Genomic DNA, 25,629 nt, shown 5'->3' with positions numbered 1-25,629 from the left:
GAAAGGTGATGGCCGTGGCTAGCGCGACCCGCGCGCACCGGTCACCACGCCGAAGGTCTTCAGCAGGATCCCGAGGTCCCGCCACAGCGACAGGTGAGCCACGTACTCCGCGTCCATCGCGGCGCGGCGGCGGTAGCTGATCTCGTTGCGCCCGCTGATCTGCCACAGGCCCGTGATGCCCGGGCGCACGGCGCAGTAGTGGTCCCAGTAGTCGCCGTACAGATCCTTCTGCGTGAACATGCAGGGGCGCGGGCCGACCATGCTCATGTCGCCCTTGAGCACGTTCCAGAACTGCGGGAATTCGTCGATGCTGTACTTGCGCAGGAAGGCGCCGAAGCGGGTGATGCGCGGGTCGTGCACCAGCTTCTGGTAGATCGCCCATTCGCGCCGCGCGGCCTCGTTCTCGCGCAGGTGGCGCGCCAGCACCGCGTCGGCGTCGGCCACCATCGAGCGGAACTTGTAGAACTTGAAGACGCGCCCGTCCTTGCCGTAGCGCGGCTGCATGTAGATGGCCGGGCCGCCCGAGGTGTAGAGCACGCCGAGCCAGATGAGCGCGTAGGCCCAGCCGAAGAAAACGAAGAACGAGCCGGCCATCAGGATGTCGGCCGCGCGCTTGGCATGGCGCAGCCAGGGCGAGCCGCCGAGCGGCCCGTACGCAGCCGTGTTGGCAGCCGTGTTGGGCGCCGAGCCACCTGTTCCTCGCCCTGCGGAGGTGGTCGATCGAATCGTGCTCATGATGTCGCGTGCTCCGGTTCGATGCGTTTGGGCATGACGGTGTCGGCCGTGTCCAGCGCGTAGTGGGGTTCGCTGCGTGTTGTTGTGGCCGGGGCATAGCCGTAGTAGCCGTAGCCATAGCTGCGGTGCTGGCGCCGCGAGGTGTCCACCGCGTTGAACACCACGCCGTGGAAGGCCGCGCCCACGTGGGCCAGGCGCTTGGCGCTTTCCACCAGCTCGCCCATCTCGCTGCTGTCGGCCCGGGCCACCAGCAGCAGCGTGCCCATGCTCGGCGCCATAGTGGCGGTCTCCGACGCCAGCAGCGTGGGAGGTGCATCGACGATCACCACGTCGTAGCGTGCGGAAAGCGTTGCCAGCGTGTGCTCGAAAGCATCACTGGCCATCAGGCCGGCGGGGTCTGGATGCAGCGTGCCCGCGCTCATCACGTCCAGGTTCAGCAGCACGCGGTGGTGGATGCCCTGCTCGAGCGGCACGCCGCCGGCGAGCACGTCGGACAGGCCGTTCTTGCGCTGCAGGCCGAACTCCTCGCTCAGGCTGCCGCGGCGCAGATCGCCGTCGATCAGCAGCACGCGCTTGCCCGAGGATGCGAGCAGCGTGGCGAAGTTCGACGACACGAATGTCTTGCCCGCGCCGGCCGTGGCGCTGGAGATGAGCACCCGGTTGTTGGGCGCGCCCAGCATCGCGTACTGCAGCGTGGTGCGCAGGCGGCGCAGGCCTTCCAGCGCCGGGTCTTCCACATGCAGCGCTGCCAGCACCTTGACGCCGGGTTTGCCGGTGCGGATGGCGCGGTCGAGCACGCGCTGCTGGGTGCTCAGCGGAATCGTGCTGTACACGCTCAGGCCTGTGACGGCCTCGATGTCCTCGGGGTTGCCGATGGAGCGCTTCAGGTTCTTGCGCGCCAACGCCGCGGCGCCGCCGAGGAACAGGCCGCCCGCCAGCGCCAGAGCGATGACGATCAGCGGCTTCGGCCGCACGGGCTTCTCGGCCAGCAGGGCCTGATCGAGCACGCGCACGTTGGCAACCTTGCCTTCCTTGGCCAGCCGCATCTGCAGCGAGCTGTTCAGAAGCGTCGCGTAGAGGTCGGTGTTGACCTTGATGTCGCGCTGCATGCGCAGCGAGTTCTGCTGCAGCATGGGCATGCGGCGGATGCGGCCGTCGACCGCGCCGAGCTCTTTCTTCAGCGAAGCGATCTGCGAGTCCAGCGTCTGCACCATCGGGTGGGCGGAAGTAAAGCGGCCCACCAGGTCCAGCCGCTTCTGCTTCGCATCGAGCAGCTTGGCCTGCAGGTCCACGTTCTGCGCCAGGGCATTGCGGGCCTCGTCGTCCAGGTTGATGGTGCCGTTCTGGTTGCGGTACTGGTTGTAGGCGTCTTCCGACTGCTCCAGCTGCTGCTTGAACTTGGGCAGCTCGGTGCCCAGGAAGGACAGCGCGCGCTCGGCCTGCACCGTCTTCTGGTCAATGTTCTGGCGCACGTACAGGCGCGAGATCTCGTTGAGCACGTTGGCCAGCTGGCCGCGGTTCTCGGCCTGCAGGCTGACGTCCATCACGCCGGATTGCTTGCCTTTCTCGACCACGCGCAGGTCTTTCTGCAGCCCCAGCAGGGTGAGTTGCTTCGAGTAGCGCACCAGCTCGAAGGCGCCGCCGGGCTGGGCCTCGAACGAACCCACCAGCAGGTGCAGTGCGCCGCCGGGCACGGTGGCATCCAGCGGCACGCCGGCCTTGCCAGTCAGCGGCGTTTCCAGGTCCGGGTTGGTCAGCGTGTAGTTGCCGCCTTCGCCCGCGATCAGCGTGAACTTCTTGCCCTCGAATGCGCTCGGCACGTCCATCTGCGCCACGGCAATCTGCTCGGTGCCCGAGACGTAGTTGCCCATGCCGAAGATGCCGGGGGTGGAGAGATGGCTCGAATGCCGCGCGAGGAACTCGCCCACCACCGGCGTGTAGAGCGGCTTGGCGCTGATGAAGAGCTTGGTGTTCTCCATGGCCTGGCCGAGCACCATGCGCGAGCGCAGGATCTCGGTCTCGCCGGCGGTCGACGTCTTCACGCTGATGCCCCCGCCGCCGTTGGCGTCACCTGGGAAGTTGCCGCCCGAGCGGTCGGGGTCCTCGACCTGGATGAGGATGTTGGCCTCGTACATGCGCTGGCCGAACAGCGCGTAGCCCACGCCCACCAACAGGGCCAGTGCCGCGATGATGGCAATCAGCCAGCGGCTGTCGATCAGGATGTCGAGGTATTCGTGGAACCGGGATTCCCGGGTCCAGGCGGTGGTCTCGAGCACCGTCACGGGGGCTGCCGCGGGTGCGGGAAGCGTAGGTTGCCAACGCGCGTTCATGGGATTCACCTTTTCCTGTTGCGGGGGGCTGGGCGCTTACCGGCGTGCGGTGTCGCGGGCAAGGTTGATGACCTGGGCGGCCGGCAGAATCAGGCCGAACACGCGGCTCAGGCTGACCAGCGGCACGCGATCGACGTACACCACGTCGCGCGGCTGCAGCTCGAAGCGGTCGGCCAGCGCGAGCGCCACCGGGTTCTTCGCGTTGAGGTTGTAGACCTGCTGCACGTCGAGGTTGTCGGGTGAGTTGCGCACCACGTAGATCTGGCCGGGGTCGGAGGTGGCCAGGTCGGGTCCGCCCGCGTCTCCCAGCGCCTCGTTCAGGCTCAGCCGACCGTTGTTGCGCATCTGCAGCGCCGACGGCGCCTTGACTTCGCCCATCACGTAGACCCGGCTGTCCTCGCGGGTGCCGACGTTCACCACGTCGCCGTTGCGCAGCGGGATGTTGTTGCCGTCGGCGCCCAGGGCCTGGAGCACCGGCAGGTTGATCTCCGTCGAGACACCGCCGCGCGTCAGCGTGATGCGCGAACGGTCTCCGGCCTGCGTGAAGCTGCCGGCGCGGCTGATGGCCTCCGACAGCGTCATCGGCACGTCGGTGAAGATCTGCAGGCCGGGCGTGCGCACCTCGCCCTGCACGTAGGCACGCTGGCTGCGGAACGACTGGATGCGCACCGAGACCTGCGGGTCTTTCACGAAGGCCTTGATGCGCTTCGCGACCAGCTCCGACGCGCCGCTCTCCGTCAGGCCCTGCAGCTTGGCACGCCCGATGTAGGGGAAGAAGATCTCACCCTTGGCATCGACGATGAAGCCGGGCGCAACAGTCACGCCGGTCGGGTCGGACTGCTGCGCGATCACCGCGCCGGCGTTCGGCAGCAACTCGGGGTGGTCGTACACGATGATGCCGACCACGTCTCCCGGCCCGATGGTGTAGGTCGGCGGCGCGGCGAACAGGCGCTTGATGCTGTCGGGCACGCTCTTGGGCTTCTGCGCGATCTGCGCGCGGATCAGGTCGGGCGTGATCGCAATGACCTTGCCGCTGCCGGCGGAGGCCGTGCTGTCACCCGTTGAGCGGTCGAAGCCCAGCGGGCCCACCGAGCCGAAGCCCGGCGCGCAGCCCGAAAGCGCGACCAGCCCGAGGGATAGCAGCAGGGCCAGGCCAAGCCATCGCAAGCGGGACTCCACCTGTGCCTGGGCACGGATTGCGAGAGGGCGCGTTCCGCATGACTGCGTCGCTGGATCTTTGCGTTGCATGGTGATCTCCTTGACGGCCGGTTGAAGGTGGGTGCTCGGGGTGAATGAAAGGGTGAGAGGGCTCGCCTCAGGGCGCAGCCCAGGTGGTGGGCATGGCGTGTTCGGCGCCCGCGAGCGGGCGGCTCTGGCTGCGTCGTTCGGTGCTGGCGCCGAAGCAGCGGTCGGTGACCCAATCGCCGACACACTGGAGGAACAGCCGCTGCCCCTTCTCCGTGCAGACGGTGTGATCGACCTCGCCCATGAACTCGTACTGCACTGCCTGCGTGAAGGGCAGGCGGGCGAAGGCGCCGAGCTGGTCGCGGCCGCGGTCGCATACATGCAGCGAGCCCGAATACAGCAGCTGCACCGCCACCTTGCGTTCGACCAGGCTCTGCAGCGCAGTGCCGAACCAGGCCGCATTGACTTCAGGCGCGCGCTTCTCCGCGAAGAAGCCGGGCAGCGCTGTTGTCGAGTGGCTGCGCGAAAAGTGGCGCTGCAGCCAGCGCCTGGCCTTGCCGGGAAAGGACGGGTGCGCGGGCGCGGCCAGCGCGCGGCGCAGGTTGCGCTCCCAGCGGGCGCGCCGCTCGGGGAAGGCGAAGCCGTCGAACAGCGACACCGCCACCACGCGCGCATCGGCCAGGGCCGCCGACATGGCATGTTCCACGCCCGAGCACATGGCGACGATCACGAACTGCCGGGCACCCAGCATGCGTTCGGCGATGTCCATGGCCGCCTGCAGGCCGTGCACGGCACGCGCCTGCAGGTCGGGCGAGGTGTCGAGCGCGTCGCTGTCACCCACGCCGCCCAGGTCGAAGCGCAGGCTGCTCACGCCGCGCGCGGCCAGCACGTGCGCCAGCTTCACGTTGATGCGGCGCGGGCCCACGCGGTGGTTGGCGCCCATGTTGAACATGAGGCAGGCAATGCCGCCCGGCGTCTGCTGCGCGGGCGCCGTAAGCATGCCCACCAGCGCCTCGCCGGGGCCGAAGCGCATCGGCGTCTGCGTTGCTCTTGCTGTCGTCATGTCATTCATGAAGAGCCCCCTGGAGGCGGTTGAGCGCATCGGCCGGGACCATCGCGCTGTTGGGATACGGGTCGGAGGCCCAGTCGAGCTGGTGCTTGAAGTACGCGAGGCGAACCGGCATGTGGCGCGATTGCTGGTCGGCCGCCCATTGCGCGGTGCGTTCGTCGTCGGGCTCGGCCAGCACCAGCGTGTCGTGCAGGGCAGTGAGCGGCAGCGACTCGGGAACCAGCGCCGCGAGTTGCGCGCGCAGCGCGGGCGAGAGCGCGGTGCCCAGGGCCTCCTCGGGCAGCGCGTCGGGCTCCTGCACGAGGCCGCGGCGCCAGGCCAGGTCGGGAATGCAGAAGGTCGTGTCGATGGCGGCCACGTGCTGTTCGCGCAGCTGCCGCGCATAGCGGCGTCCGTCGATCACCGGTTCCCACAGCACCAGCCGCACGGGGTCGCAGCGTCCGCCGCGCGCGGCCAGCACGGCGAGCGTGGCGCCGAGCCGTGCGCCGATCCACACGATGGAGGCGCCCGGCGCGCGCCGGCGCAGTTCCTCGTGCGCCGAGCACAGGTCGCGGCGCCAGCCGTCGAGTTCGCCCTCGCTCTCGTCGCCGGGTGAGTCGCCCGATCCGTAGAAGTCGAAGCGCAGCGTGGCGATGCCGGCGCGCGAGAGGCGCTCGGCCAGCACCTTGAAGAAGCGATGGGTGCGCAGGCCCTCCTGCCCGAAGGGCGGGCACAGGAGCACCGCGGTGTTCTCGGCCCGGTCTTCGTCGGCGGCATGGAACACGCCGAAGACCTGGCGCGAGGCCGGTCCGAACATGAGCGGCGTGAAGCGGGTCATTGCGCGGCCCCTGCGTAGCGCGCTGCGGTGTTCGCCTTGGGAGCGGTCAGCTGGCTCATGCGCGTGCCGCCGTCATCCGACCCGAACGACTGGGCGCGGGCTTCGGTCTGGCGCCATTCGGCGAGCGAGCCCACGCAGTCGAGCCGCTCGGGTGCCGGCCCCACCACCAGCCACAGGATGCGGCCGGCCACCGACAGCTCGACGCTGCGGCGCTCCGGCGTCAGGCCCACCTCGAAGGTCTGCGACGACACCAGCAGGCCCACGCCGATAGCCTTCAGGCAGGCTTCCTTGCGGCTCCAGCAGGTCAGGAAGGCACGGTCGCGCTCGTGCGCGGGCAGGGCGGCCAGCGCTTCCTGTTCGCGGTGGGTGAAGTATTCCGCCGCGAGCACCGCCGCATCCGGCACCGGTCGCAGCAGCTCGACGTCGGCGCCCAGCGGGCCGCGCCCGCCGATGGCGATCAAGGCCAGGCCCTGGCTGTGGCTCAGCGAGAACTGGGTGCGCGTGTGACCCGACAGCGAAGGCCTGCCGAAGGAGCCGGTGGACAGTTGCAGCGCGGCGTTGTGCAGGCCCGTGTACTCGCTGAGCGCCTGCCGCAGCGCGATGTGCGCGGCCACAAAGCGCTGGCGGTCGATGGGGGAACGCAGGTTCTCGGCGCGCGCGCATTCTTCTTCGGAGAGCACCTGGGCGGGCAGCAGGTCGGTGAAGCTGTCCAGATCGACGTACCGGCAGACCGGCGCGTCGATGGAAAGTGCGTAGGCGGAGCTGTTCATGCTCTTCACCCCTTGCGCAGCCAGTGGCCGAGGGCGCCGAACAGCCCGCCGCGCTGTGCTTGCGCGGCCGTGCCGGCGGCCAGTTCCGCGAGGTCCGAGGGCACGCCCTGCGGCGCGGCATGGGCCGAGGAAGCGATCTGCCCGAGGTTCTCGAACAGGTAGCGGCGCGGCTCCACGCGGTGCCCCAGCATCTGCGCGGCCTGCTGCACTGCGCGCAGCACCAGCAGCGAGTCGCCGCCGAGGTCGAAGAAGTTGTCGCTGGCGCGGATGTCGCTCACGTCGATGCCGATCACGCCGGCCCAGATCTGGGCGAGCTGCGCCTGCTCGGGGTTGAGCAAGCTCTGTGGCGCCTTGTGCCCATTGCCATTGATGGCATCGGCCGGCGCGCTCTTGTCCGCATCCGCAGCTGCCAGCTTGCGCAGGTAGGCCGCGCTGGTCGAGCCTTCGGTGCTGGCGATTTCCGCGAGCGTGGCGGCGGGATCGTCGGCAACACGGCGCAGCACTTCGAGATAGCGCTCGCGCAGCTGGGCGCCGGTCTCGCGCAGGTACACGTCGGCGTTGTAGATCAGCGCGCCTTCCAGGCCGTGCGGCTTGTCCATCAGCCACACGCCGATGTCGTCGGTGGCGCCGTGCTGCATCACGTGCATCTGGCGGGTCTGCAGGCTGCCGACGCTGCGGGCGCGCTCGCGTGCATCCTGGAACGAGAACATCGCCTGGTAGGGCCCGGAGGTCTTGATCTGCCCCGCATAGCCCGGCTCGGCCATCAGGCGCTCGAACGGCACCTGCTGGTTGTTCATCATCGACAGCAGCTCCTGCTTCACGTAGCGCATGAAGGCGGGCAGCGGCAGCGACTGGTCGACCGCGAGCGAGACCGGCAGCACGTTGTTGAAGAAGCCCATGACGTCTTCCGTCTCGGCCTGCTGGCGTCCGCGCACCGGGTTGGCGATGACGATGGTGTCGTTGCCCGTTACCTGCGCCATGGTCAGCGCGTAGATGCCGAAGGTCAGCATGCTGAGCGTCACGTCCATGTCGCGCGCGATCTCGCGCAGATGCTGCGTGCTCTGCAGGTCGACGTGGATCCAGTGCGCGCCGCCCTGGCCGCTCTTGCCCGCGCGGCGTGGCATGTCGGTCTTTGGCGGGCGCACGGCCTTTGCGCCTTCGAGCCGGCCGCGCCAGAACGCGAGCTGCTCCTCGCAGGCAGGCTCGGTCAGCCACTTCTCCAGCCACTCGGCATAGTCGCCGTGGGTGGTGGCGAGCGCGGGCAGGTTGTGCGGACGGCCGCGTTCGGCGGCGTCGTACAGCGCGCCCAGCTCGCGCTGCATCAGGTCAAAAGACCAGCCGTCCCAGATCAGATGGTGCGGCACGAACAGGAAGACGTGCTCGTTGTCGTCGAGCTGGAACAGCGTCGTGTTCATCATCGGCGCGCGATGGATGTCGATCGGCCGGTCCGACATTTCCTGCATGCGTTCGGCCAGCTCGGCCTCGCGCTGGTCAGCAGGCAGGCCGCGCAGGTCGACCAGCGGCAGGGCGAATTCCACAGACTCCGCGATCATTTGCACCGGCTTTCCGCTCTGCGCATCGATGCCGATGGAAGTGCGCAGCGAGGGCTGGCGGCGGATCATTTCGCGCAGCGCGCCTTCGAAGCGCGCCGCATCGAGCTGCCCGGTCAGGCGCTGCGCCGAGGGCGCGTTGTAGACAGAGCGGCCCGGGTGCAGCTGCTCCATGAAGCGGATACGTTCCTGCGCAAGCGTGAGCGGTGCGCTGCGGCGCTCGCTGCGGAGGGCAATCGGCGCCTCCAGGCCGACGCCCGCGCCCTGCAGGGCCTGGATGGCGGCGGCCAGCTTCTCGGCCGTGGGCGCCTCGAACAGGGTGCGCAGCGGCAGCGTGACCTGGAACTCGCGGCTCAGCAGCGTGGTGAGCCGCGCGGCCAGCAGCGAGTGGCCGCCCATGGTGAAGAAGTTGTCGTGCATGTCGAGGCCGGGCAGGCTCAGCACCTTTTCCATGACGGCGAGCACCTTGCGTTCGTGCTCGTTGCGTGGGGCGGCGCCGCGCCGTACCTCGTTGCGTGCAACCGCTTGCGGCGGCGGCAGCGAGACGCGGTCGATCTTTCCGTTCGGCAAGGTCGGCAGCGCGTCGAGCGTCACCACGTGCTGCGGCAGCATGAAGGCCGGCAGGTGCTTGCGCAGGTGCACCATCAGCGCATCGAGGTCGAAGCCGGCGCCCTGGGCGAGCGCAAGGTAGGCCACCAGGCGCACGTCACCGGGGTTGTCTTCGCGGGCCACGACCACGCTGCGCGAGACACCGGCCACTTCGCAGCAGCGCACTTCGATCTCGCCGGGCTCGATGCGGTAGCCGCGCACCTTGACCTGGAAGTCGAGCCGGCCGAGGTGGTCGAGCAGCCCGTCGTTGCGCCAGCGGCCGCGGTCGCCCGAGCGGTACACCTTCTTCGCGGTGCCGAAGATGCGCACCGTGACGAAACGCTCGGCGGTCAGCTCGGGGCGGTCGAGGTACCCCAGCGACACGCCTTCGCCCGCGATGCAGATTTCTCCCGGCACGCCGATGGGGCAGGGCTGCAGGTTGGCGTCGAGGATCCAGATTTCAGTGTTGTCGACGGGCTTGCCGATCGACACGCCGCGCGATGCGATCTCTTCGGGACGAACGTGCCAGGCCGTGGAGTACACCGTTGTCTCGGTCGGGCCGTAGCCGTTCCACAGGCCTTCCATGCGCTCGCACAGCGCCAGCGCCATGCTCGGGCGCAGCGCTTCGCCGCCGGTCCAGCCACGAAAGCCGGGGGCGCCGCCGGCCCACTGGGCATCGAGCAGGAGCTGCCACATGCCGGGGGTGGCCTGCAGGAGCGTGATCTGCTCTTCTTCGAGCGCTTTGGAAAGGCGGTTGCCGTCCATGGCGACTTCGCGCTTCACCATCACGAGCTCGGCGCCCGCCGCCAGCGGCAGCAGCAGGTCGGGCACGGCCATGTCGAACGACAAGGTCGTGACGGCAGCGATGCGGTCGGCCGGGCCGATGCCCGATTCGCGCTGCATCCACTGCAGCAGGTGCGCTACGCCCCGGTGATGGGCGATGACGCCCTTGGGCAAACCGGTCGAGCCGGAGGTGTAGATCACATAGGCAGCGTCTTCGGGTCCCGGGTCGTCGGTGCTCGGCGGCAGCGCATCGCCGGACAGCTTGAGCCAGGCGGTGTCGCGGTCGATCTCGAAGACCCGCAGGGCCGCGTCGGCACGCCAGCCGCGCGGCGCTGCCGCGATGTCCGACGTGGTCAGCATCTGGCTGAGGCTGGCGTCGGTCGCGTAGTGGTCCAGCCGCGCCTGCGGAAACGCGGTGTCGAGCGGCACATAGGACGCACCCGCCTTCAGGATGCCGAGCATCGCGACGACCATCTCCAGGCTGCGCTCCAGGCACAGCCCCACGCGCTGGCCGCGGCCCACGCCGCGCATGCGCAGTGCACGCGCCAGACGGTTGGATTGCGCATCGAGCTCGCCGTAGCTGCAGCTTCGCGCGCCGTCGCGCACCGCCGGGTGGTTGGGTTGCCGCGGCACGCGTGCAAGAAAGCCGGCATGCGCCAGCGGCTCGCCGACCAGCGGAACGCGCGCGGGCTGCAGCGCCAGCAGCGAACGCGCGGCGGTGCTGGACAGCACTTCGAGCCGGCCGACCGTTTCGTCAGGCTTGTGCGAGGCCGACTGCAGCACGCACTCGAACATGCCGAGCCAGCGCTGCACGCTGACCTCGTCGAACAGGTCGGTGTTGTACTGGACCTCCACTTGCAGACCGCCATCGAGCGGGCGCAAGTTGACGAACAGTTCGAAGTTCTCGTACTGGCGGGCGATGGTGTCCTGCACGACGTCGAGGGTCGTGAACGCCTGCGCGCTGCTCGCCACGTCGGGGTCGACGTTGAAGGCCACGCTCACCAGCGGCAGCCGGCTCGGGTCGCGCTCCAGCGAAAGTTGGCCCAGCAGCGCGCCATAGGTAAGCGCCTGGTGGTCGAAGGCATCGAGCACGGCGGTGCTGCATTCATCCATCAGCGCGTCGAAGCGCATACCCGAATGAGCGGCGATACGCAGCGGCAGCAGGTTCACGCAGTGGCCGACCAGGCCGGGCATGTCGTGCGCGAGCTGGCCCGACGCCGGAATGCCGACGACGATGTCCTCATGGCTCGTGAGGCGGTGCAGCGTGGCAACGAAGCCGCTGAGCAGGCCCGTGAAAAGGCTGACGCCGGCCCTGGTGCTCGCCGTGCGCACGGCACTGACCAGGCGTTTGTCGAGCAGACGCTCGGCGCGGCGCGAATTGAAGGTGCGAACAGCAGGACGCGGGCGATCCAGCGGCAGGTCGAGCACCGGCAGCGTGTTGCCGGAGAAGCGGCCCAGCCAGTAGTCGATGTGCGGCTGCATGTCGGCACTCGCGGCAGCGGCGGCTTCCTCGGCGGCAAAGTCGGCGAAGAGCGGCGCGGTCTTGAGCTTCAGGCCAATGCCGGTTTCCTCGGCATAGAGGTGGCCCAGCTGCTCGGTGATGACGGCCCACGACCAGCCGTCGCACACTACGTGATGCGCCGACATCACGAGTTCGTGCTCGGCATCGTCCAGGCGGTACAGCGCGGCCCGGAAGAGCGGGCCATGCTCCAGCGAGAAGGGCGTGCACACCGCATCGTCGTGGGCGTCGCGCAGTGCCTGCGCACGGGCTTCAGGCTCGAGACTGCCCAGGTCCTGCTCCAGCAGCAGGTTTTCGCCCGGAGGGCTGACCAGCATGTAGGTGCCGTCGGGCGAGATGGTGGCGCGCAGCGCCTGGTGGCGCTCGAGCAGCCGGGCCATGGCACGCGCCAGGGCCGGGCAGTCCAGCGCGCCGCGCAGGCGCAGCACGACCGACTCGTTGTAGGCCATCGAGGCTTCTGTGCTCAAGGCTGCGCCGAGCCAGACTTCGCGCTGCGATTCCGTCGTCGGAATGATGCATTCGATGACACCACCGCTGGCGGTGGGCTTGAGGACGGCGTTCATGCTGCGGCCTTTCCATTGATGAGGTGTTGATGGGAGGCGGCGTCCTCGGGCACGTACCAGAAGGGCTGGCCGTCGATGTCGCGGGCCAGGACGCAGCCGTCCTCGACGGGCTTGCGCACGTCGAAGCGGGTGGGGGCGGGAGCGCGGCGCGGCAGGAAGCCGGATTCCTGCATCTCGGCGACCGAGTCCTTGAAGGCGCGCTGGATGAAGGCGATGTCCTCGGCGCTGTGCGCGCTCGTGAGGAAGCACGGGAAGTTGTCCAGGATGTGCACGCCGCGGCTGCGCATCATTGCGAACAGCAAGTCCTGCAGCGGGTGGTCTTCCAGCCAGCTCACGCGCCACAGCGAAGCGAAATGGCGGATCTCGATGGGCGCGCCGACTTCCTTGCACCAGCCCGAAAGCTCGGCTGCCATGGCGGCGGTGTTGCCCGTGAGCCCGGCCTGCAGCGCGGGCCCTGTCTCCTTCAGATGCGTGAGCGAGGCCTTGGCTGCGGCCAGCGCCAGCGGATGACGCACGAAGGTGCCCGCGAAGTAGGTCACGCCCACGCCGGGGATCGAATCGTCGCCGTACTGCCAGGGGCCGCCGTCGAGCGCGTCCATGAATTCGCGCTTGCCCGCGATCACGCCGACCGGAAAGCCGCCGCCGATCACCTTGCCGTAGGTGGCCAGGTCGGCGCGCACGCCGAACAGCTCCTGCGCGCCGCCCAGCGCGGTGCGAAAGCCGGTGATGACCTCGTCGAAGATCAGGCAGCAGCCGCTCTTGGCGGTGATGTCGCGCACCTCGTGCAAGAACTCGCGCGGCTGGAAGTCGGGGCGGCGGCTTTGCACCGGCTCGGCCAGCACGGCGGCCAGGTCGTCTGCGTTCTCGCGGATGAAGTCCAGCGCCTCGGGCGTGCCGTAGTCGAGCACGCGGATGTCGCCGAACATGCCGCTCATCACGCCCGGCGCGGCCGACAGGCCCTTGCCGCCCTTGCCGGCGCGCACCAGCACTTCGTCGAAGGTGCCGTGGTAGGAGCCGGTGAATACCACCACCGTGCTGCGGCCGGTGACGGTGCGCGCGATGCGCAGCGCGGCCATCACGGCTTCGGAGCCGGTGTTGCACAGGCCCGCGCGGTCGCTGCCGGTGAGCTCGCAGATCAGCGCCGTGACTTCGGCCGCCAGCGGGTGCTGCGGGCCGATCTCGTAGCCTTCGTCGAGCTGCTTGCGTACGGCGTCTTGCACGAAGTCGGGCTGCCAGCCGAACATGTTCATGCCGAAGCCGTTGAGCGCATCGACGTACTCGTTGCCGTCGAGATCCCACATCTTCGAACCCTTGGAGCGTTCGATGACGATCTGGTAGGTGATCTCTTTGGTGACCGGCCGGAAGCCGTTGACCACGCGCGGGTCGGCCATGTGGGCGCGGTTGGCTTCGGTGAACTGCTTGCTCTTCTGCGTGCGTTCCACGTAGCGCCGGATGAAGGCGGCGAGGCGCGCCTTCTGCCGGCCGCTGGGCTCGGCGTTGCGCTGGGTGTGGATGCGGGCGATGGCACCGAAGGCCTTGTTCACGTCGTAGCGCACGGGTTGCGCGGATTCTTCAGTTGGTGTCGCCGCAGGCGTGGCCGGTGCGGGCGCGGCCTGGGCCGGCATGGCCTGCAGCGTGACGATTGGTGCGGACGGAATGCCGCCCGACAGCAGTGCGAGCTGCTGGCGCATCAATTCCATTTGCTGCGAAATCAGCTGCGACAACTGGGCGTCGCCCGCATTGCTGCCCTGCATCGGCATGTACACCGGCATCTGCTGGCGCGGTGCGGCCTGCGGTACAGAGACCGCGTTTTCGACTGGTGCGGCTGCAACAGCCAGTGCAACCGCCGGCGCAGGCGCTGCCTCGGGCGGCAGGCTTTCGCGCAGGAAGGTGGAGAGCGCGTCGAAGCTGCGGTAGCTTTCCATCAGCTGGCGGAAGCTGAGGTTGACCTTGAAGTGCTTCTTGATCTGCGTGGCGGCCTGGGTCAGCGTGAGCGAGTCCAGACCCAGCTCGCCGAAGGGCGCATGTCCCTCCGCCTGCGCCATGTCGAGGCCGGAGATGTCCTCGAACAGGCTGCGCAGGCGCGCATCCACGTTCGAAGCGGGAGGATGAAGAGGCGAGGGCGTTGCTGCTGTCACGATCGACTCCAGAGCGGTAGGTGGAACAAGAGGGACGAAGGAAGGGGCCGGGGCGGCGGCGGGCGCGGCCACGGTGGCGATGGGCGGGACGGCGGCGATGTCGACCCAGAAGCGCTTGCGCTCGAACGGCGTGGTGGGCAGGCGCACGCGTTGCGCGCCGATGCGCGAGACGAGGCGCGACAGCTCGACATCGGCGCCGCAGGTCCAGAGGCGGCCCAGCGCCAGGTGCAGGGTGCGGGCCTCGTCGGCCGGCTCGCCCTGCAGCAGCGACACGACGCCGCTCGCGCCGTGCTGGCGCACCAGCGTGGCGAGCATGTTTCGCGGGCCTGATTCGACGAACAGCGGGTTTGCCACCTGCTCCATCGCGCAGCGCACGGCCGGCGAGAAGCGCACGGTGCCGCGCAGATGCCTGGCCCAGTAGGCTGGGCTGGTGGCTTCGGCGTCTTCGAGCGGCTGGCCGGTCAGCGTCGAGTAGATCGGCGTCTGCGGCGCGCGCAGCGCCACCTTGCTGACCAGCGCCTCGAAGGGCTCGACGGCCGCGTCCATCATGGCGGAGTGGAAAGCGTGCGAGGTCTGCAGCGGGCGGCTCGGAATGCCGTCTGCTTCCAGCGCTGCCTGCAGCGCCGCAATGGCGTCGAAGGGGCCGGCGGCGACGCAGGCCGTGGGGCCGTTCTCGGCGGCGAGCGAAATCTGCGGGCCGAGCCTGTCGAGCAACTCGGCCGCGCCCAGGCGCACCGACAGCATCGCGCCGGCCGGCTGGGCCTGCATGAGCGCGCCGCGGCGGGCGACGAGCTTGGCGGCGTCTTCGAGCCGCATCACGCCAGCGAGCACGGCCGCGACGAATTCGCCGACGCTGTGGCCGACCAGTGCATGCGGCCGCGCGCCAAGCGCCAGCAGCCGCCGTGCGAGGGCGTATTCGAGTGTGAAGATCGCGGGCTGCGTCGCGGCGGTGGGCGCCAGCGATTGCGGGTCGTCCGAGAACATGCGCTCGCGCAGGTCGAAATCGGTCGCGCCTTCGAAGGCAGCCATGCAGTCGTCGAATGCTGCCGCGAACACCGGGTCGTTCGCACGGAGGTTCTTGCCCATGCCGGCGTACTGCGCGCCTTGCCCGGGGAACATCAGCACGAGTTGCGGTGCGCGCGAGGCGATGCGGCCACTGACGCGGCGGGGCGAGTCGGCATTGCGCAAGGCTGCGATGGCCTCGGCGGTGTTGCCGGCCACGACAGCGCGGCGGAAGGCGTGGGCCTTGCGGCCGACCGCGAGGGTGTGGGCCACGTCGGCCAGCGGCAGTTCGGCGTGGGCTTCGAGATGCGCCGCGAGCTGCTCGGTGGCCAGCGCGAGCGCGGCCTCGGAGCGTGCCGACAGCGACAGGAGCTGGTCACCCATTGCGAACGGCGAGGCCGGCCGCGGCGGTGCCTCTTCGACGATGACGTGTGCATTGGTGCCGCCGACGCCGAATGAGCTGACGCCCGCGCGGCGCGGCAGGTCGGCACGGGGCCACGGCTGCAGGCTGGCGGTAACGTGGAAGGGCGTGCGCGCGAAGTCGATCGATGGGTTCGGCGCGTTGAAATGCGCGGTCGGCGGAATCTGTTCGTGGTGCAGCGCCAGCGCCGTCTTGATGAGGCCGGCCGCGCCCGCCGCCGTGACCATGTGGCCCACGTTGCTCTTGAGCGAGCCGAGCGTGCAGTAGCCGAGCGCATCAGTGTGCTCGGCGTAGGCCACGGCCAGCGCCTCGACTTCGATCGGGTCGCCCATCGGCGTGGCGGTGCCGTGCGCCTCGACGTACGAGATGCTGCCCGCATCGACATCGGCCGCCGCCAGCGCGGCGCGGATCACCGCGGCCTGCCCGTCGACGCTGGGTGCCGTGAAGCTGGCCTTGGAGCCGCCGTCGTTGTTCACGCAGGCGCTGCGCAGCACGGCGTAGATGGTGTCGCCGTCGGCTTGCGCATCGGCCAGCCGCTTGAGCAGCACCACGGCCGCGCCGTCGCTGAAGACGGTGCCCTGGGCCTTTGCATCGAAGCTGCGCGTGCGGCCGTCGGGCGAGAGCATCGAGCCCTCGTTGTAGAGATAGCCGCTGCGCGGCGGGCAGGTGACCGAGGCGCCGCCCGCGAGCGCCATGTAGCACTGGCCTGTGCGCAGCGCATGGAAGGCCTGGGCCACGGCCACCAGCGAGGTCGAGCAGGCGGTGTGCACGCTGACGGCCGGGCCGGTGAGGTTGAGCCGGTTCGCCACCCGCGTGGTGATGTAGTCCTTCTCGTTGGCCAGCATCACCTGGAACTCACCGACCGGCTCCACCAGGTCGGGCCGCGTGCTCACGTGGCGCTGGAAGTAGGTGGCGTTGTACATGCCGGCGTACACGCCGACCGGGCCCGGCGCTTCGTCGGGCACGTAGCCGGCGCGTTCCAGGCATTCCCAGCAGATTTCGAGGAACACGCGCTGCTGCGGGTCCATGAGCTGCGCTTCTTTCGGGCCGATGCCGAAGAAGGCGGCGTCGAAGTCTTCGATGCCGTCGATCACGCCGCGTGCGCGCACGTAGGCCGGGTCGCTGCGCAGGGCCTGGCTGATCCCGGCGTCGAGCGTGGCGTCGTCGAAGAAGCTGATGGTGTCGCGGCCTGCGACGAGGTTGTCCCAGAACTGCTCCACGTCGGCTGCGCCGGGGAAGCGGCCTGCGGTGCCGACCAGGGCAACGGCGTCATCGATGCCGCTGCCTGGCCGTGCCGAAAAGGTGGCCGCTGCGGTCGGTCGATCCTTGGAACCGGCCGCAGCGGCCATGGCGGGCTGATCGCCCGCCGGCTGCATCCGCTCGCCCATTGCTTTTGGCGTGGGATTGCGGAAGAAAAGGTTGGTCGACAGGGGCAGCTCGGTGCCGCGCTGCAGGTCGGCGAGCACCTGCAGCACCAGCAGCGAATCGCCGCCGAGATCGAAGAAGTTGTCGTTGCGCCCGACCTTCGAGATGCGCAGCGCACGGGCGAAGGCGTCGCACACCTGCTGTTCGATGGCGCCGCGGGCTTCTTCGAAGGGCTGCGCAAGTTCGGGGCGCGCGCCGGCCGGCTCGGGCAGCGCCTTGCGATCGAGCTTGCCGTTGGGCGTGACGGGGAGTTGCGCGAGCCACACCTGCGCGGTCGGCACCAGTGGGGCCGGCAGGCGGGCGCCGAGGTGGGCGCGCAGGGCGTCCCACGAGATCTTTTCCGAGCGCGCGACCAGATAGGCCACCAGGCGCAGCTGCCCGCTTTCGTCGGGCCGCGCGACCACTGCGCAGGACTGCACGGCGGGGTGCGCGAGGATGGCCGCTTCGACCTCGCCGGTTTCGATGCGGTGGCCGTGGATCTTCACTTGCCCGTCGCGGCGGCCGATGAATTCGACGGTGCCGTCGGGCAGCCAGCGCGCGAGGTCGCCGGTGCGGTAGAGCCGGTCATCGGGGCCGCCGAAGGGATCGGGCACGAAGCGTTCGGCGCTGAGCGCGGGTTGCCGCAGGTAGCCGCGGGCCAGCCCGTGGCCGCCGATGCAGAGCTCGCCCACGAAGCCGGTCGGCAGCAGCGCCATCGAAGGGCTCAGCACGCGCAGCACGGTGTCTTTGATGGGGCGCCCGAGCGGGACGGAACGCAGGTCTTCCGGCAGCGGCGAGGCAATTCGATGCGTGGCCGCGAAGGTCGTGCACTCGGTCGGGCCGTAGCCGTTGCTCAGCGTGAGGCCGGGCAGGGCGGCCAGCGCACGCCGCACATGCGGCACCGACAGCGCTTCGCCGCCGGTGAAGAGATGCCGCAGGCCCGCGAGGTGGGCCGGGTCGTCGTCGACCACGGCGTTGAAGAGCGCGGCGGTGAGCCATGCCGTGTGCACGTGGTGGCGCGCGATGGTTTGTGCGAGGCCGGCGCCGGTCGGCACGCGCTCTTCATGGATGACGCAGCAGCCGCCATTGAGCAGCGGACCCCAGATTTCGAGCGTGGCCGCGTCGAAGCCCAGCGGCGCCGCATGCAGCACGGCGAGGCCGGGAGCGAGCGCAACGTAGTCCACACCCACCACGAGCCGCAGGATCGAGCGATGGCAGATCTCTATGCCCTTTGGCGTGCCCGTCGAGCCCGAGGTGTACATGACATAGGCCACCGATTCGGCATCGAGGGCCGGAGGATTCCATGCAGTGCGATTTATGTTGTCTTCGTATTCGTCGAGCAACAAAACGCCGTGATGGGGGGGGACGAGGTGCTGGTGCGCCTGCGTCGTGAGCACGTGGTGCGCGCCGGCCTCGCCGAGCATGTAGGCGATGCGCTCGGACGGGAAATCCGTAGGCACAGGCACATAGGCGCCGCCGGCCTTGAGGATGCCGAGTTGGGAGACGACGGCCGCCATCGAGCGGTCGAGCAGCAGGCCGACGCCGTCGCCAGTGCGAACGCCCAGGCCCTGCAGGCGCTGGGCGAGTTCGTTGGAGCGTTGGTCGAGTTCGCCGTAGCTCATTTGCGCGTCGCCTTGCGCGAGGGCGATGGCGTCAGGGGCGACCATCACCTGGCGGGCGAACATGGCGGGTACCGTGAGGGCAGGGTCCACCGGCGCGAGGGCCGTGTTCCATTCGACGAGCTGAGCGGCCTGGTCGGCGCGCGGCAGCGTGTGGATGTCGTTCAGGGCCGCATCGGGGTGCTGCAGCAGGTCTTCGGCGGTGTCGACGAGGGCTGCGAGCAGTTGTTCGATCGCGGCGGCATCCATCAGGCTTGCGGCTGCATCTATATAGAGGGATGCCGAAGCAGCGTCGAAGCGCAGCCGCAGCGGGGCATCGGCATCGACTTCTTCGCGCAGCCACAGCGAGGTGGGCTGTGCCGTTGCTTGCGATGCCGAGCGGCGACCGAGATCCAGTTCGACCAGCCAGGCGCCAGCGGCCTTGGTGGCGTCGAAGGCGACGGTGGTCGAGCAGCGCATCGGCGCGGCGCCTGCCTCATGCAGCACGGGCCAGAGGCCTCCGAGCCAGCGCGACTGCAGCAGCAGCCATGCACCGGCGAAGAGGGTGTCCGGCAGCTGGCCGGTGGTGGCAAGCCACTGGGTCCAGCGCTGGGCGAAGCGGGGTTCGAGTGCCACCGAAGCGCTGCGACGGCTGACTGATCCCTCCGAATTGGATCGCGGCACGAACAGGTCTCCCAGAGCGAGGTCCGGAGTACCGAGTGCTTGCGAAACAGTTTGAATTTCCATGTAAATATCCCAAAAGAAATACAATGGAAGCAATTGGATGAATGGAAAATCCATTCACCCAATTAAATAAGGTGGAGCTGACTTGCGTTCTTTTCGTGTCTTCATCCTAGGAGGTTTCCCTTGGCCAATGTGTGCACTTTAGGCCTCGGTTACAACTGGATAAGGTTATTTCGAAAACGTACTACCCGAATCGTCCCGTTCGAGGTAACTGATGCGTGATTTGGAGGAAAAAGCCCGTCGCGCAGGCCCCGCAAGTGCCCGAAAGGGACCGCTGAAGCGGGGTACTCCTGGGGAGAAACAGCCGGCGCACAGGGGGAAATGTGCTGTCGACCGCTTTGCGCGCACGACCGCCCCGGGTCACGCGCTACGCCGGGGAGTCATGCGGAAAACGCACTGCCGTCACTGTCGAAAAGTGAAACATCCTTCCGGGCGTGACTGTTATGAATTGGATTAGTCTGTAACCGTATAAAAAATAACTGTACAAATTCTGAAAATCGAAAAGACTGAAAGAGTTATCGGCTTCAAATCTTCCGAGGGTAAAAAATGCTCCGCGACATCCTATTACCCGATGTAGTTCTCACGCGCTGTGATTGCTATTTGGAATCGATTCTCCCGAACAATTCAGATGCATTGACAGCCAACGCCACGTATTTCGGCAATGCGACGTGGGCCAAGGAATATCTGGACTACTGCCACCGCGACGCGCATTTCCGCAGCCGCTGGCTCGCCGCCGGGGGCGACTGGACGGACAAGGTCGTTATCGACCTGGGTTGCGGGCCGGGTAACCTCTTCGCCACGCTGGGCGGCAGGCCCAGGCTGCTGATCGGCGTCGACGTGGCCGGAGGCTCGCTGGAGCTGGCTGCGGGCCTGGGCTACACGGCCGTGCTGGCGGACGCGGCGCACACGCCGTTCCGCTCACAGGTGGCGGACATCGTGGCAATCAATGCGTCGCTGCACCACTGCGACGATATGAAAGCGGTGCTGCAGGAGGGCGCTCGCCTCGTTAAGCCCAATGGCTTACTTATTACCGACCACGATCCGCAACTCACAGCGTGGGACTACAAGGGCCTGGCCAGGCTGATGTGGGACGCGCGGCTGTGGGTCTACCGCGCGACAGGGCACGGTTTTCACAAGACCGGCAGCCAGCAGTCATGGGGGCTGAAGACCGAAGTGCATCACCGGCCCGGCGACGGCGTGACGAAGGAATTCTTCGAATCCACGCTGGAGCCGCTGGGCTTCGAGGTCCGCGTGCATCCGCACAACCACCAGATAGGAGCGCAGGCGCTGGCCGGCGACGTCGGGCCGGCGCAATGGAAGTACCGCATGGGCAATGTGCTGTCGGGCCGCGACCCGAAGGCACCCGCGAGCGCGCTGTCGCTGATGTGCGTTGCAAGGCGCAAGACCGCAGAAAAACCTCAAGCCGCCTGAACGCCAGGCGACTGCTGGTAGCCTTCCCGGATTCTTCGAGCGCGGCCCCGGGCACCCGGGAGCGCGAGATTCAGTTATCCAGGAAGGAATCCGGTAGTGGTTGTGACAGGAAGGAACTGGCGCGCGGGCATTGCGCTGACCGCGGCATTGATGGTGGCAGCGTGCTCCACCTCCCCCAAGGCGCCAGTGGCGGGGCCGGGCGAGTACGTCGTCCAGCCGGGCGACACGCTCTATCGCATCGCGTCGAAGACCGGGCGTTCGCCGGGTGACATTGCCCGCTGGAGCAATCTGCAGGACCCCGACAAGCTCGAAGCAGGGCAGGTGCTGCGCGTGGTGCCGCCCGGTGGCGGCTCATCGTCCGAGCCGCCTCCTCCCAGGAGCGCAGGTGCCGAGCGTCCGGAACGCCCTGAGCGTTCGAGGCCGCCCCGGGCCGCTGCGCCCGAACCCGTCGCACCACCAGCGTCGCGGCGCAGCGACTGGGCCTGGCCCGCGCAGGGCCAGGTCATTGCGGGCTTCAACGGCACCAGCAACAAGGGCGTCGACATCGGCGGCAGCGTCGGCGACCCGGTGGCATCCATCGGCGCCGGCAAGGTGGCAGTGACGGAAACGCTGCGCGGCTACGGCAGCGTGCTGATGGTCGACCACGGCGGCTCTTATATGTCGGTCTACACCAATGTGCGTACGGTGCTCGTGAAGCAGGGCCAGCAGGTGAAGCAGGGCCAGAAGATCGCTGAGATCGGCGGCGCGGACGGTGGGCGCGCCAGCCTCCACTTCGAGATCCGCTACCGCGGCAACGCGGTCGATCCGCGCCAGTACCTGCCGGCGAGGTGACTGGACGGGGCCGCCTCTGGCGAAAGGCATCCCCCAAATTGGCGATATCGCGGTGCCCGTGAAATGCGCAGACTCTCGCCCTTAGTCTGAAAAAAAGGGGCGGTAATGGAACTCGTGCATTGGCTGTTCATCATTTTTGGCATCGCGATGGCGCTGACCACGCAGTGGTGCCTTCTCGCACCGTTCAGCCTCGAGTGGAAGCCGCTGCGCGACCAGATCACCGAACAGGTCACGCAGTCGGCCGCGCTGCTCGAAGAGTGCGCATCGGGAATGGACGCCAGGCGCTAGCCTCCCGGCCGGTCCGGCCCGCCTGCAGCCCCAGGCCCTCTAAGATGCTCGCTCTTTCTGGATGACGTGAAGACGCGAGAGGCAAAGGGAGGGCCACGCATGATTTCTTTGCTCCACACCGCGGACTGGCAGATAGGCCGCGTGTTCTCGCAGTTCGAACCCGACGACGCCGCGGCACTGTTCGAGGCGCGTTTCAAGGCGGTCGAGCGGCTTGCCGCCATCGCGGCCGAACGCAATGTCGATGCCGTGCTGGTCGCAGGCGATGTGTTCGACCTGCAGACCGTGTCGGACAAGACCATCCGGCGCATGTTCAACGCCATGCAGGGCTTTACGGGCCCCTGGCTGCTGATTCCGGGCAATCACGACTCGGCGCTGAGCGAATCGGTCTGGAGCCGTGCGCAGCGGCTGGGCGCCATTGCACCGAACGTCACCTGCTGCCTGGAGCCGAAGCCCCACACGGTGGTGGGCAAGTTCACGCTGCTGCCGGCGCCGCTCACGCAGCGCCATACCTACGGCGACCTCACCGACTGGTTTGCCACCGCGCCAAGCGAAGAGGGGCTGCCCCGCATCGGGCTGGCGCACGGCTGCGTGCAGGGCATCCTGTCCGAAGACATCGATTCGGCCAATCCCATCGCGACCGGGCGTGCGGCGCAGGCTCGGCTCGACTACCTCGCGTTGGGCGACTGGCACGGCACGCGGCAGATCGACGACCGCACCTGGTACGCGGGCACGCCCGAGACCGATCGTTTCAGAGCCAACGATTCGGGGCAGGCGCTGCTGGTCGGCGTCTCAGGTGCCGGGGCGGAGCCGACGGTCGAGGCTATCCGCACAGGCCAATTCGACTGGCAGCAATGGGAGCCGCGGCTCACGGTGCCTTCCGACATCGATGAACTGGTGGAAAAGCTGGAGCAGGTGAGCAGCAGCGACGTGCTGCAACTTCGCGCGCAGGGCGCTTGCGATCTCAGCGGCCACAACCGGCTGAGTACCGCGCTGGACGCCGCCCGCGCTCGCGCCCGTGCGCTGGTGTGGGACGGCGAAGCGCTTCGGTTGGAGCCGACAGAAGACGACATCCAGGCGTTGCACGCCGACGGCTTCGTCGGCGAGGCGCTTCAGGAGTTGCGCGCGCAGCAAGGCGATGCCGATGCTGAACTCGCCCGCGACGCGCTGCTCACGCTCGCCCGCATCCTCGACGCGCAGGGAGCCGCCGCATGAAGTTGCAGCGTCTTCGCATCGAGAACTTCAAGCTGTTTCGCGCACCGCTCGAAATCGACGGATTCACCGACGGACTGAATCTTTTCGCGGCGCCCAACGAGTCGGGCAAGTCCACCGTTGCCGAGGCCATTCGCGCGGCCTTCTTCGAGCGGCATCGCTCCAGCGCGGTCGAGCATCTGCGGCCGTGGGGCGAAAGCTCGGCAACGCCCACGGTCGAAGTCGATTTCGAACTCAACGGCAAGCCGTGCCGGCTCACCAAGGCCTTCCTCGGCAAGAAGCGCTGCGAACTGGTCATCGACGGCAAGTCCATGGACGGTGCGGTGGCCGAAGACCACCTGGCGGCGCTGCTGGGCTTTCGCTTTCCGGGCAAGGGTGCCAGCACGCCGGAGCACATGGGCATTCCGGGGCTGCTGTGGATCAAACAGGGCACCTCGCACGACATTGCCAGCGCCGTGGGCTTCGCCAGCGACCACCTGCGCAACGCACTCGGCGAATCGCTGGGCGAACTGGCCTCCAGCAACGGCGATGCGGTGCTGAAGGCAGCGGAGAGCGAGCGCAACGAACTGCTCACGCCCGCCGCCGGAACACCGCGCGGCGCCTTCGCGGACGCCATCAGGCTGCGCACGGAACTCGAAGCCGACATCGAACGGCTGCGTGCCGACATCGAGTCTTATCAGTCGGGCGTGGACCGTCTCTCCGGTCTGCGCCGCGATCACCAGCGCGACGAAGCCGTGCGGCCCTGGACGGCGTTGCGGGAGCAGCTTGCCACCGCACGGCAGCGGCTGGACGAAGCCAAGGGCTTGAACGACAGGAAGACCGCGCAGGACGCCGCGCTCAGGCAGGTCGTCGCGCAGGTGAATTCCTGGCGCACCCAGCTCCAGGCGATGGAGCGCGAGGAAGCCACGGTCGTCCTGCGTGAGAAGAATCTGCAGGCGGCGCAGGAAAGCTTGGCCAAGGCGCAGGGCGAACTGCAGGCATGGGAGCCTCGCCACGCGGCCGCAGCGAAGGCCGATGTCGGCGCGCGAGAAAACCTCCGCCTTGCGCGGCAGGCCGCCTCCCGCATTGCGCAGGAGAAAACCGTCGAGAGCCTGGCCGAGCAGCTTGAGGCGCTCGCACAGAGCCACGAGAAGGCAAAGGGCGAGCAGGACAAGGTCACGCGCCTGCAGGCCGAGGCACAGGCGCTCGCGGTGCCGGAGGGCGAGCTCAAGCGGCTTCAGCGCTGCGCCGACGCGCATCGCACGGCGCAAGCCAGGCTCGATGCGGTGGCGACGGCCCTGGAGTTCGAGCTGCAGCCCGCTGCGCGGGTCCGGGTCGCCGGCGCCGAACTTTCCGGCTCGAAGCGCCAGACCGTCATCGCGCGGACCGACATCGAGATCGAAGGCGTAGGCCGCATCACGGTGCTGCCGGGTGGGGCTGATCTGGAAAGCCTCGCCATCGAACGGGACCGTGCACGCGACGAACTCGCCGGGCTGTTGCAGGCCCTGCGCGCGGAGAGCGTCGCAGCCGTCGAGGAACGCATGCGGCTGCAGGCGTTGCGCAAGGGCGAAGCCGGTGCGGCGGTGGCCGTGCTGGCTGCGCTGGCACCGAAGGGGCTGAGCGCGCTTGCCGCGGACATCGCCATGCGCGAGGCCCGGCTGGCTGAAGCAAGGCAGGTCCTGCAGGGCATGCCGCCGGCCGACGCGGCGATGCCGTCGAGCGCGCAGGCCGAATCGGAGGAGGGCGCCGCGCGCGCGGCGCTGGAGGCGGCATCCGCGGCGCTCAACGACGCCAAGGTCGCCGCTGGCAATGCGCGCGAGCAGGTCAAGGCCGCTGAAGACGAACTCGCGGCGGTCAAAGCCACGCTGAACGACCCGATGCGCGCCAGCCGAAAGACGGAAGCCGGCGCCGCATTGACGGATGCGCTCGCGCAGCAGTCGGCCCTGCAAGACAAGGTCGTCGAATTGGCGCAGCAGTTGCAATCCGCCAACCTGCCGGTGCTCGCGCAGGACGTGGAACGGCTGGAGCAAAGCGTCAAGCAAGCCGAGGCCACGCACAGCCAGCGGGCCAACGAGATCACCCGGCTTGAAGCCGAACTCGAAGCCAGGGGCGCGCTGGGCCAGGAAGAAGCTGCGTCGGAAAAACAGCGCGAACTCGAGCACGCAACACGCCGTTGCGCCGAACTCGAACGCCGCGCGAAGGCGCTCGACCACCTGCTGAAGCTGCTGCGCGAGAAGCGCTCGGCCCTGGCGCGACGCCTGCGTGCACCGCTGCAGAGGCACCTCGACCACTATCTGCAGATTCTTTTCCCCGGTGCGCAGGTCGAGGTCGGCGACGATCTTTCACCGGGCCGCATCACGCGGCAAGGCCTGCGAGGTGCGCAGAGCGGCGCATTCGAAGAGCTCAGCGTGGGCGCGCGGGAACAGATGGGCGTCGTCGCCCGGCTGGCCTATGCCGATCTGCTGAAAGAAGCGCGCAAGCCGACCTTGCTCATCCTCGACGACGCGCTGGTCAACACCGACGAAGAGCGCCTGCGGCAGATGAAGCGGGTGCTGTACGACGCGGCAACGCGACACCAGATATTGATCTTCAGCTGCCATCCCGAGGCCTGGCGGGATCTCGGCGTGGTGGCGCGGAGCATCCCGTGATGTCTTGGCGTCGCGACGTCCACCTGC

At 68.4% G+C, this 25,629-nt stretch carries 13 protein-coding genes; 5 read left to right on the top strand and 8 right to left on the bottom strand.

Features of this window, described 5'->3' with window-relative positions:
- Positions 1-18: 18 nt before the first annotated feature.
- The 8 genes from ACSFCA_RS25335 to ACSFCA_RS25300 all read right to left on the bottom strand — a co-directional run bounded on the left by ACSFCA_RS25335 (position 19) and on the right by ACSFCA_RS25300 (position 19,219).
- Complete coding sequence (locus ACSFCA_RS25335) at positions 19-735, bottom strand: sugar transferase (RefSeq protein ID WP_258354965.1); 717 nt, start codon at positions 733-735, stop codon at positions 19-21.
- Complete coding sequence (locus tag ACSFCA_RS25330) at positions 732-3,065, bottom strand: polysaccharide biosynthesis tyrosine autokinase (protein ID WP_258354964.1); 2,334 nt, start codon at positions 3,063-3,065, stop codon at positions 732-734. The genes ACSFCA_RS25335 and ACSFCA_RS25330 overlap by 4 nt, the downstream gene beginning before the upstream one ends.
- A gap of 36 nt (positions 3,066-3,101) precedes the next feature.
- Complete coding sequence (locus tag ACSFCA_RS25325) at positions 3,102-4,313, bottom strand: polysaccharide biosynthesis/export family protein (protein WP_258354963.1); 1,212 nt, start codon at positions 4,311-4,313, stop codon at positions 3,102-3,104.
- 67 nt (positions 4,314-4,380) lie between these two features.
- Positions 4,381-5,313, bottom strand: coding sequence for an alpha/beta hydrolase family protein (locus ACSFCA_RS25320; RefSeq protein WP_435461435.1), 933 nt, complete (start codon positions 5,311-5,313; stop codon positions 4,381-4,383).
- 1 nt (position 5,314) lies between these two features.
- Positions 5,315-6,136: a serine aminopeptidase domain-containing protein gene (locus ACSFCA_RS25315; RefSeq protein WP_258354961.1), complete on the bottom strand. Its 822-nt coding sequence runs from the start codon at positions 6,134-6,136 to the stop codon at positions 5,315-5,317.
- A complete protein-coding gene (locus ACSFCA_RS25310) occupies positions 6,133-6,906 on the bottom strand; it encodes a 4'-phosphopantetheinyl transferase family protein (protein ID WP_435461434.1) in 774 nt (257 codons plus the stop codon). Before ACSFCA_RS25310 ends, ACSFCA_RS25315 begins: the two co-directional genes overlap by 4 nt.
- A 5-nt stretch (positions 6,907-6,911) precedes the next feature.
- On the bottom strand, positions 6,912-11,909 hold the full coding sequence (locus ACSFCA_RS25305; RefSeq protein WP_435461433.1) for an amino acid adenylation domain-containing protein: 4,998 nt from the start codon (positions 11,907-11,909) through the stop codon (positions 6,912-6,914).
- Positions 11,906-19,219 (bottom strand): hybrid non-ribosomal peptide synthetase/type I polyketide synthase, encoded by a 7,314-nt coding sequence (locus ACSFCA_RS25300; RefSeq protein WP_435461432.1) that lies wholly within the window; start codon positions 19,217-19,219, stop codon positions 11,906-11,908. The genes ACSFCA_RS25305 and ACSFCA_RS25300 overlap by 4 nt, the downstream gene beginning before the upstream one ends.
- Before the next feature lie 630 nt (positions 19,220-19,849).
- On the opposite strand from ACSFCA_RS25300, the gene ACSFCA_RS25295 reads away from it, so the two are divergent.
- The 5 genes from ACSFCA_RS25295 to ACSFCA_RS25275 all read left to right on the top strand — a co-directional run bounded on the left by ACSFCA_RS25295 (position 19,850) and on the right by ACSFCA_RS25275 (position 25,602).
- On the top strand, positions 19,850-20,647 hold the full coding sequence (locus ACSFCA_RS25295; RefSeq protein ID WP_435461431.1) for a class I SAM-dependent methyltransferase: 798 nt from the start codon (positions 19,850-19,852) through the stop codon (positions 20,645-20,647).
- Between the two features lie 96 nt (positions 20,648-20,743).
- Positions 20,744-21,478 (top strand): peptidoglycan DD-metalloendopeptidase family protein, encoded by a 735-nt coding sequence (locus tag ACSFCA_RS25290; protein WP_258354956.1) that lies wholly within the window; start codon positions 20,744-20,746, stop codon positions 21,476-21,478.
- Between the two features lie 105 nt (positions 21,479-21,583).
- Positions 21,584-21,766 carry a hypothetical protein gene (locus ACSFCA_RS25285; RefSeq protein WP_258354955.1) on the top strand — a complete coding sequence of 61 codons (183 nt, stop codon included), beginning with the start codon at positions 21,584-21,586 and terminating at the stop codon, positions 21,764-21,766.
- 99 nt (positions 21,767-21,865) lie between these two features.
- Positions 21,866-22,978 (top strand): metallophosphoesterase family protein, encoded by a 1,113-nt coding sequence (locus tag ACSFCA_RS25280; RefSeq protein ID WP_435461430.1) that lies wholly within the window; start codon positions 21,866-21,868, stop codon positions 22,976-22,978.
- On the top strand, positions 22,975-25,602 hold the full coding sequence (locus tag ACSFCA_RS25275; protein WP_435461429.1) for an AAA family ATPase: 2,628 nt from the start codon (positions 22,975-22,977) through the stop codon (positions 25,600-25,602). Before ACSFCA_RS25280 ends, ACSFCA_RS25275 begins: the two co-directional genes overlap by 4 nt.
- Positions 25,603-25,629: the final 27 nt, after the last annotated feature.

The sequence above is a fragment of the Variovorax multivorans genome (assembly GCF_051216835.1).
Classification (GTDB): domain Bacteria; phylum Pseudomonadota; class Gammaproteobacteria; order Burkholderiales; family Burkholderiaceae_C; genus Variovorax.
The sequence above is the reverse complement of the archived record's forward strand: the minus strand, read 5'-3'. Positions and strand labels throughout refer to the sequence as shown.

What these genes read in the sequence shown, in the direction of transcription:
- ACSFCA_RS25335 (WP_258354965.1), bottom strand. Translation starts at nt 735, where the DNA reads ATGAGCACGATTCGATCGACCACCTCCGCAGGGCGAGGAACAGGTGGC.
- ACSFCA_RS25305 (WP_435461433.1), bottom strand. Translation starts at nt 11,909, where the DNA reads ATGAACGCCGTCCTCAAGCCCACCGCCAGCGGTGGTGTCATCGAATGC.
- ACSFCA_RS25285 (WP_258354955.1), top strand. Translation starts at nt 21,584, where the DNA reads ATGGAACTCGTGCATTGGCTGTTCATCATTTTTGGCATCGCGATGGCG.
- ACSFCA_RS25315 (WP_258354961.1), bottom strand. Translation starts at nt 6,136, where the DNA reads ATGACCCGCTTCACGCCGCTCATGTTCGGACCGGCCTCGCGCCAGGTC.
- ACSFCA_RS25280 (WP_435461430.1), top strand. Translation starts at nt 21,866, where the DNA reads ATGATTTCTTTGCTCCACACCGCGGACTGGCAGATAGGCCGCGTGTTC.
- ACSFCA_RS25275 (WP_435461429.1), top strand. Translation starts at nt 22,975, where the DNA reads ATGAAGTTGCAGCGTCTTCGCATCGAGAACTTCAAGCTGTTTCGCGCA.
- ACSFCA_RS25325 (WP_258354963.1), bottom strand. Translation starts at nt 4,313, where the DNA reads ATGCAACGCAAAGATCCAGCGACGCAGTCATGCGGAACGCGCCCTCTC.
- ACSFCA_RS25320 (WP_435461435.1), bottom strand. Translation starts at nt 5,313, where the DNA reads ATGACGACAGCAAGAGCAACGCAGACGCCGATGCGCTTCGGCCCCGGC.
- ACSFCA_RS25330 (WP_258354964.1), bottom strand. Translation starts at nt 3,065, where the DNA reads ATGAACGCGCGTTGGCAACCTACGCTTCCCGCACCCGCGGCAGCCCCC.
- ACSFCA_RS25310 (WP_435461434.1), bottom strand. Translation starts at nt 6,906, where the DNA reads ATGAACAGCTCCGCCTACGCACTTTCCATCGACGCGCCGGTCTGCCGG.
- ACSFCA_RS25300 (WP_435461432.1), bottom strand. Translation starts at nt 19,219, where the DNA reads ATGGAAATTCAAACTGTTTCGCAAGCACTCGGTACTCCGGACCTCGCT.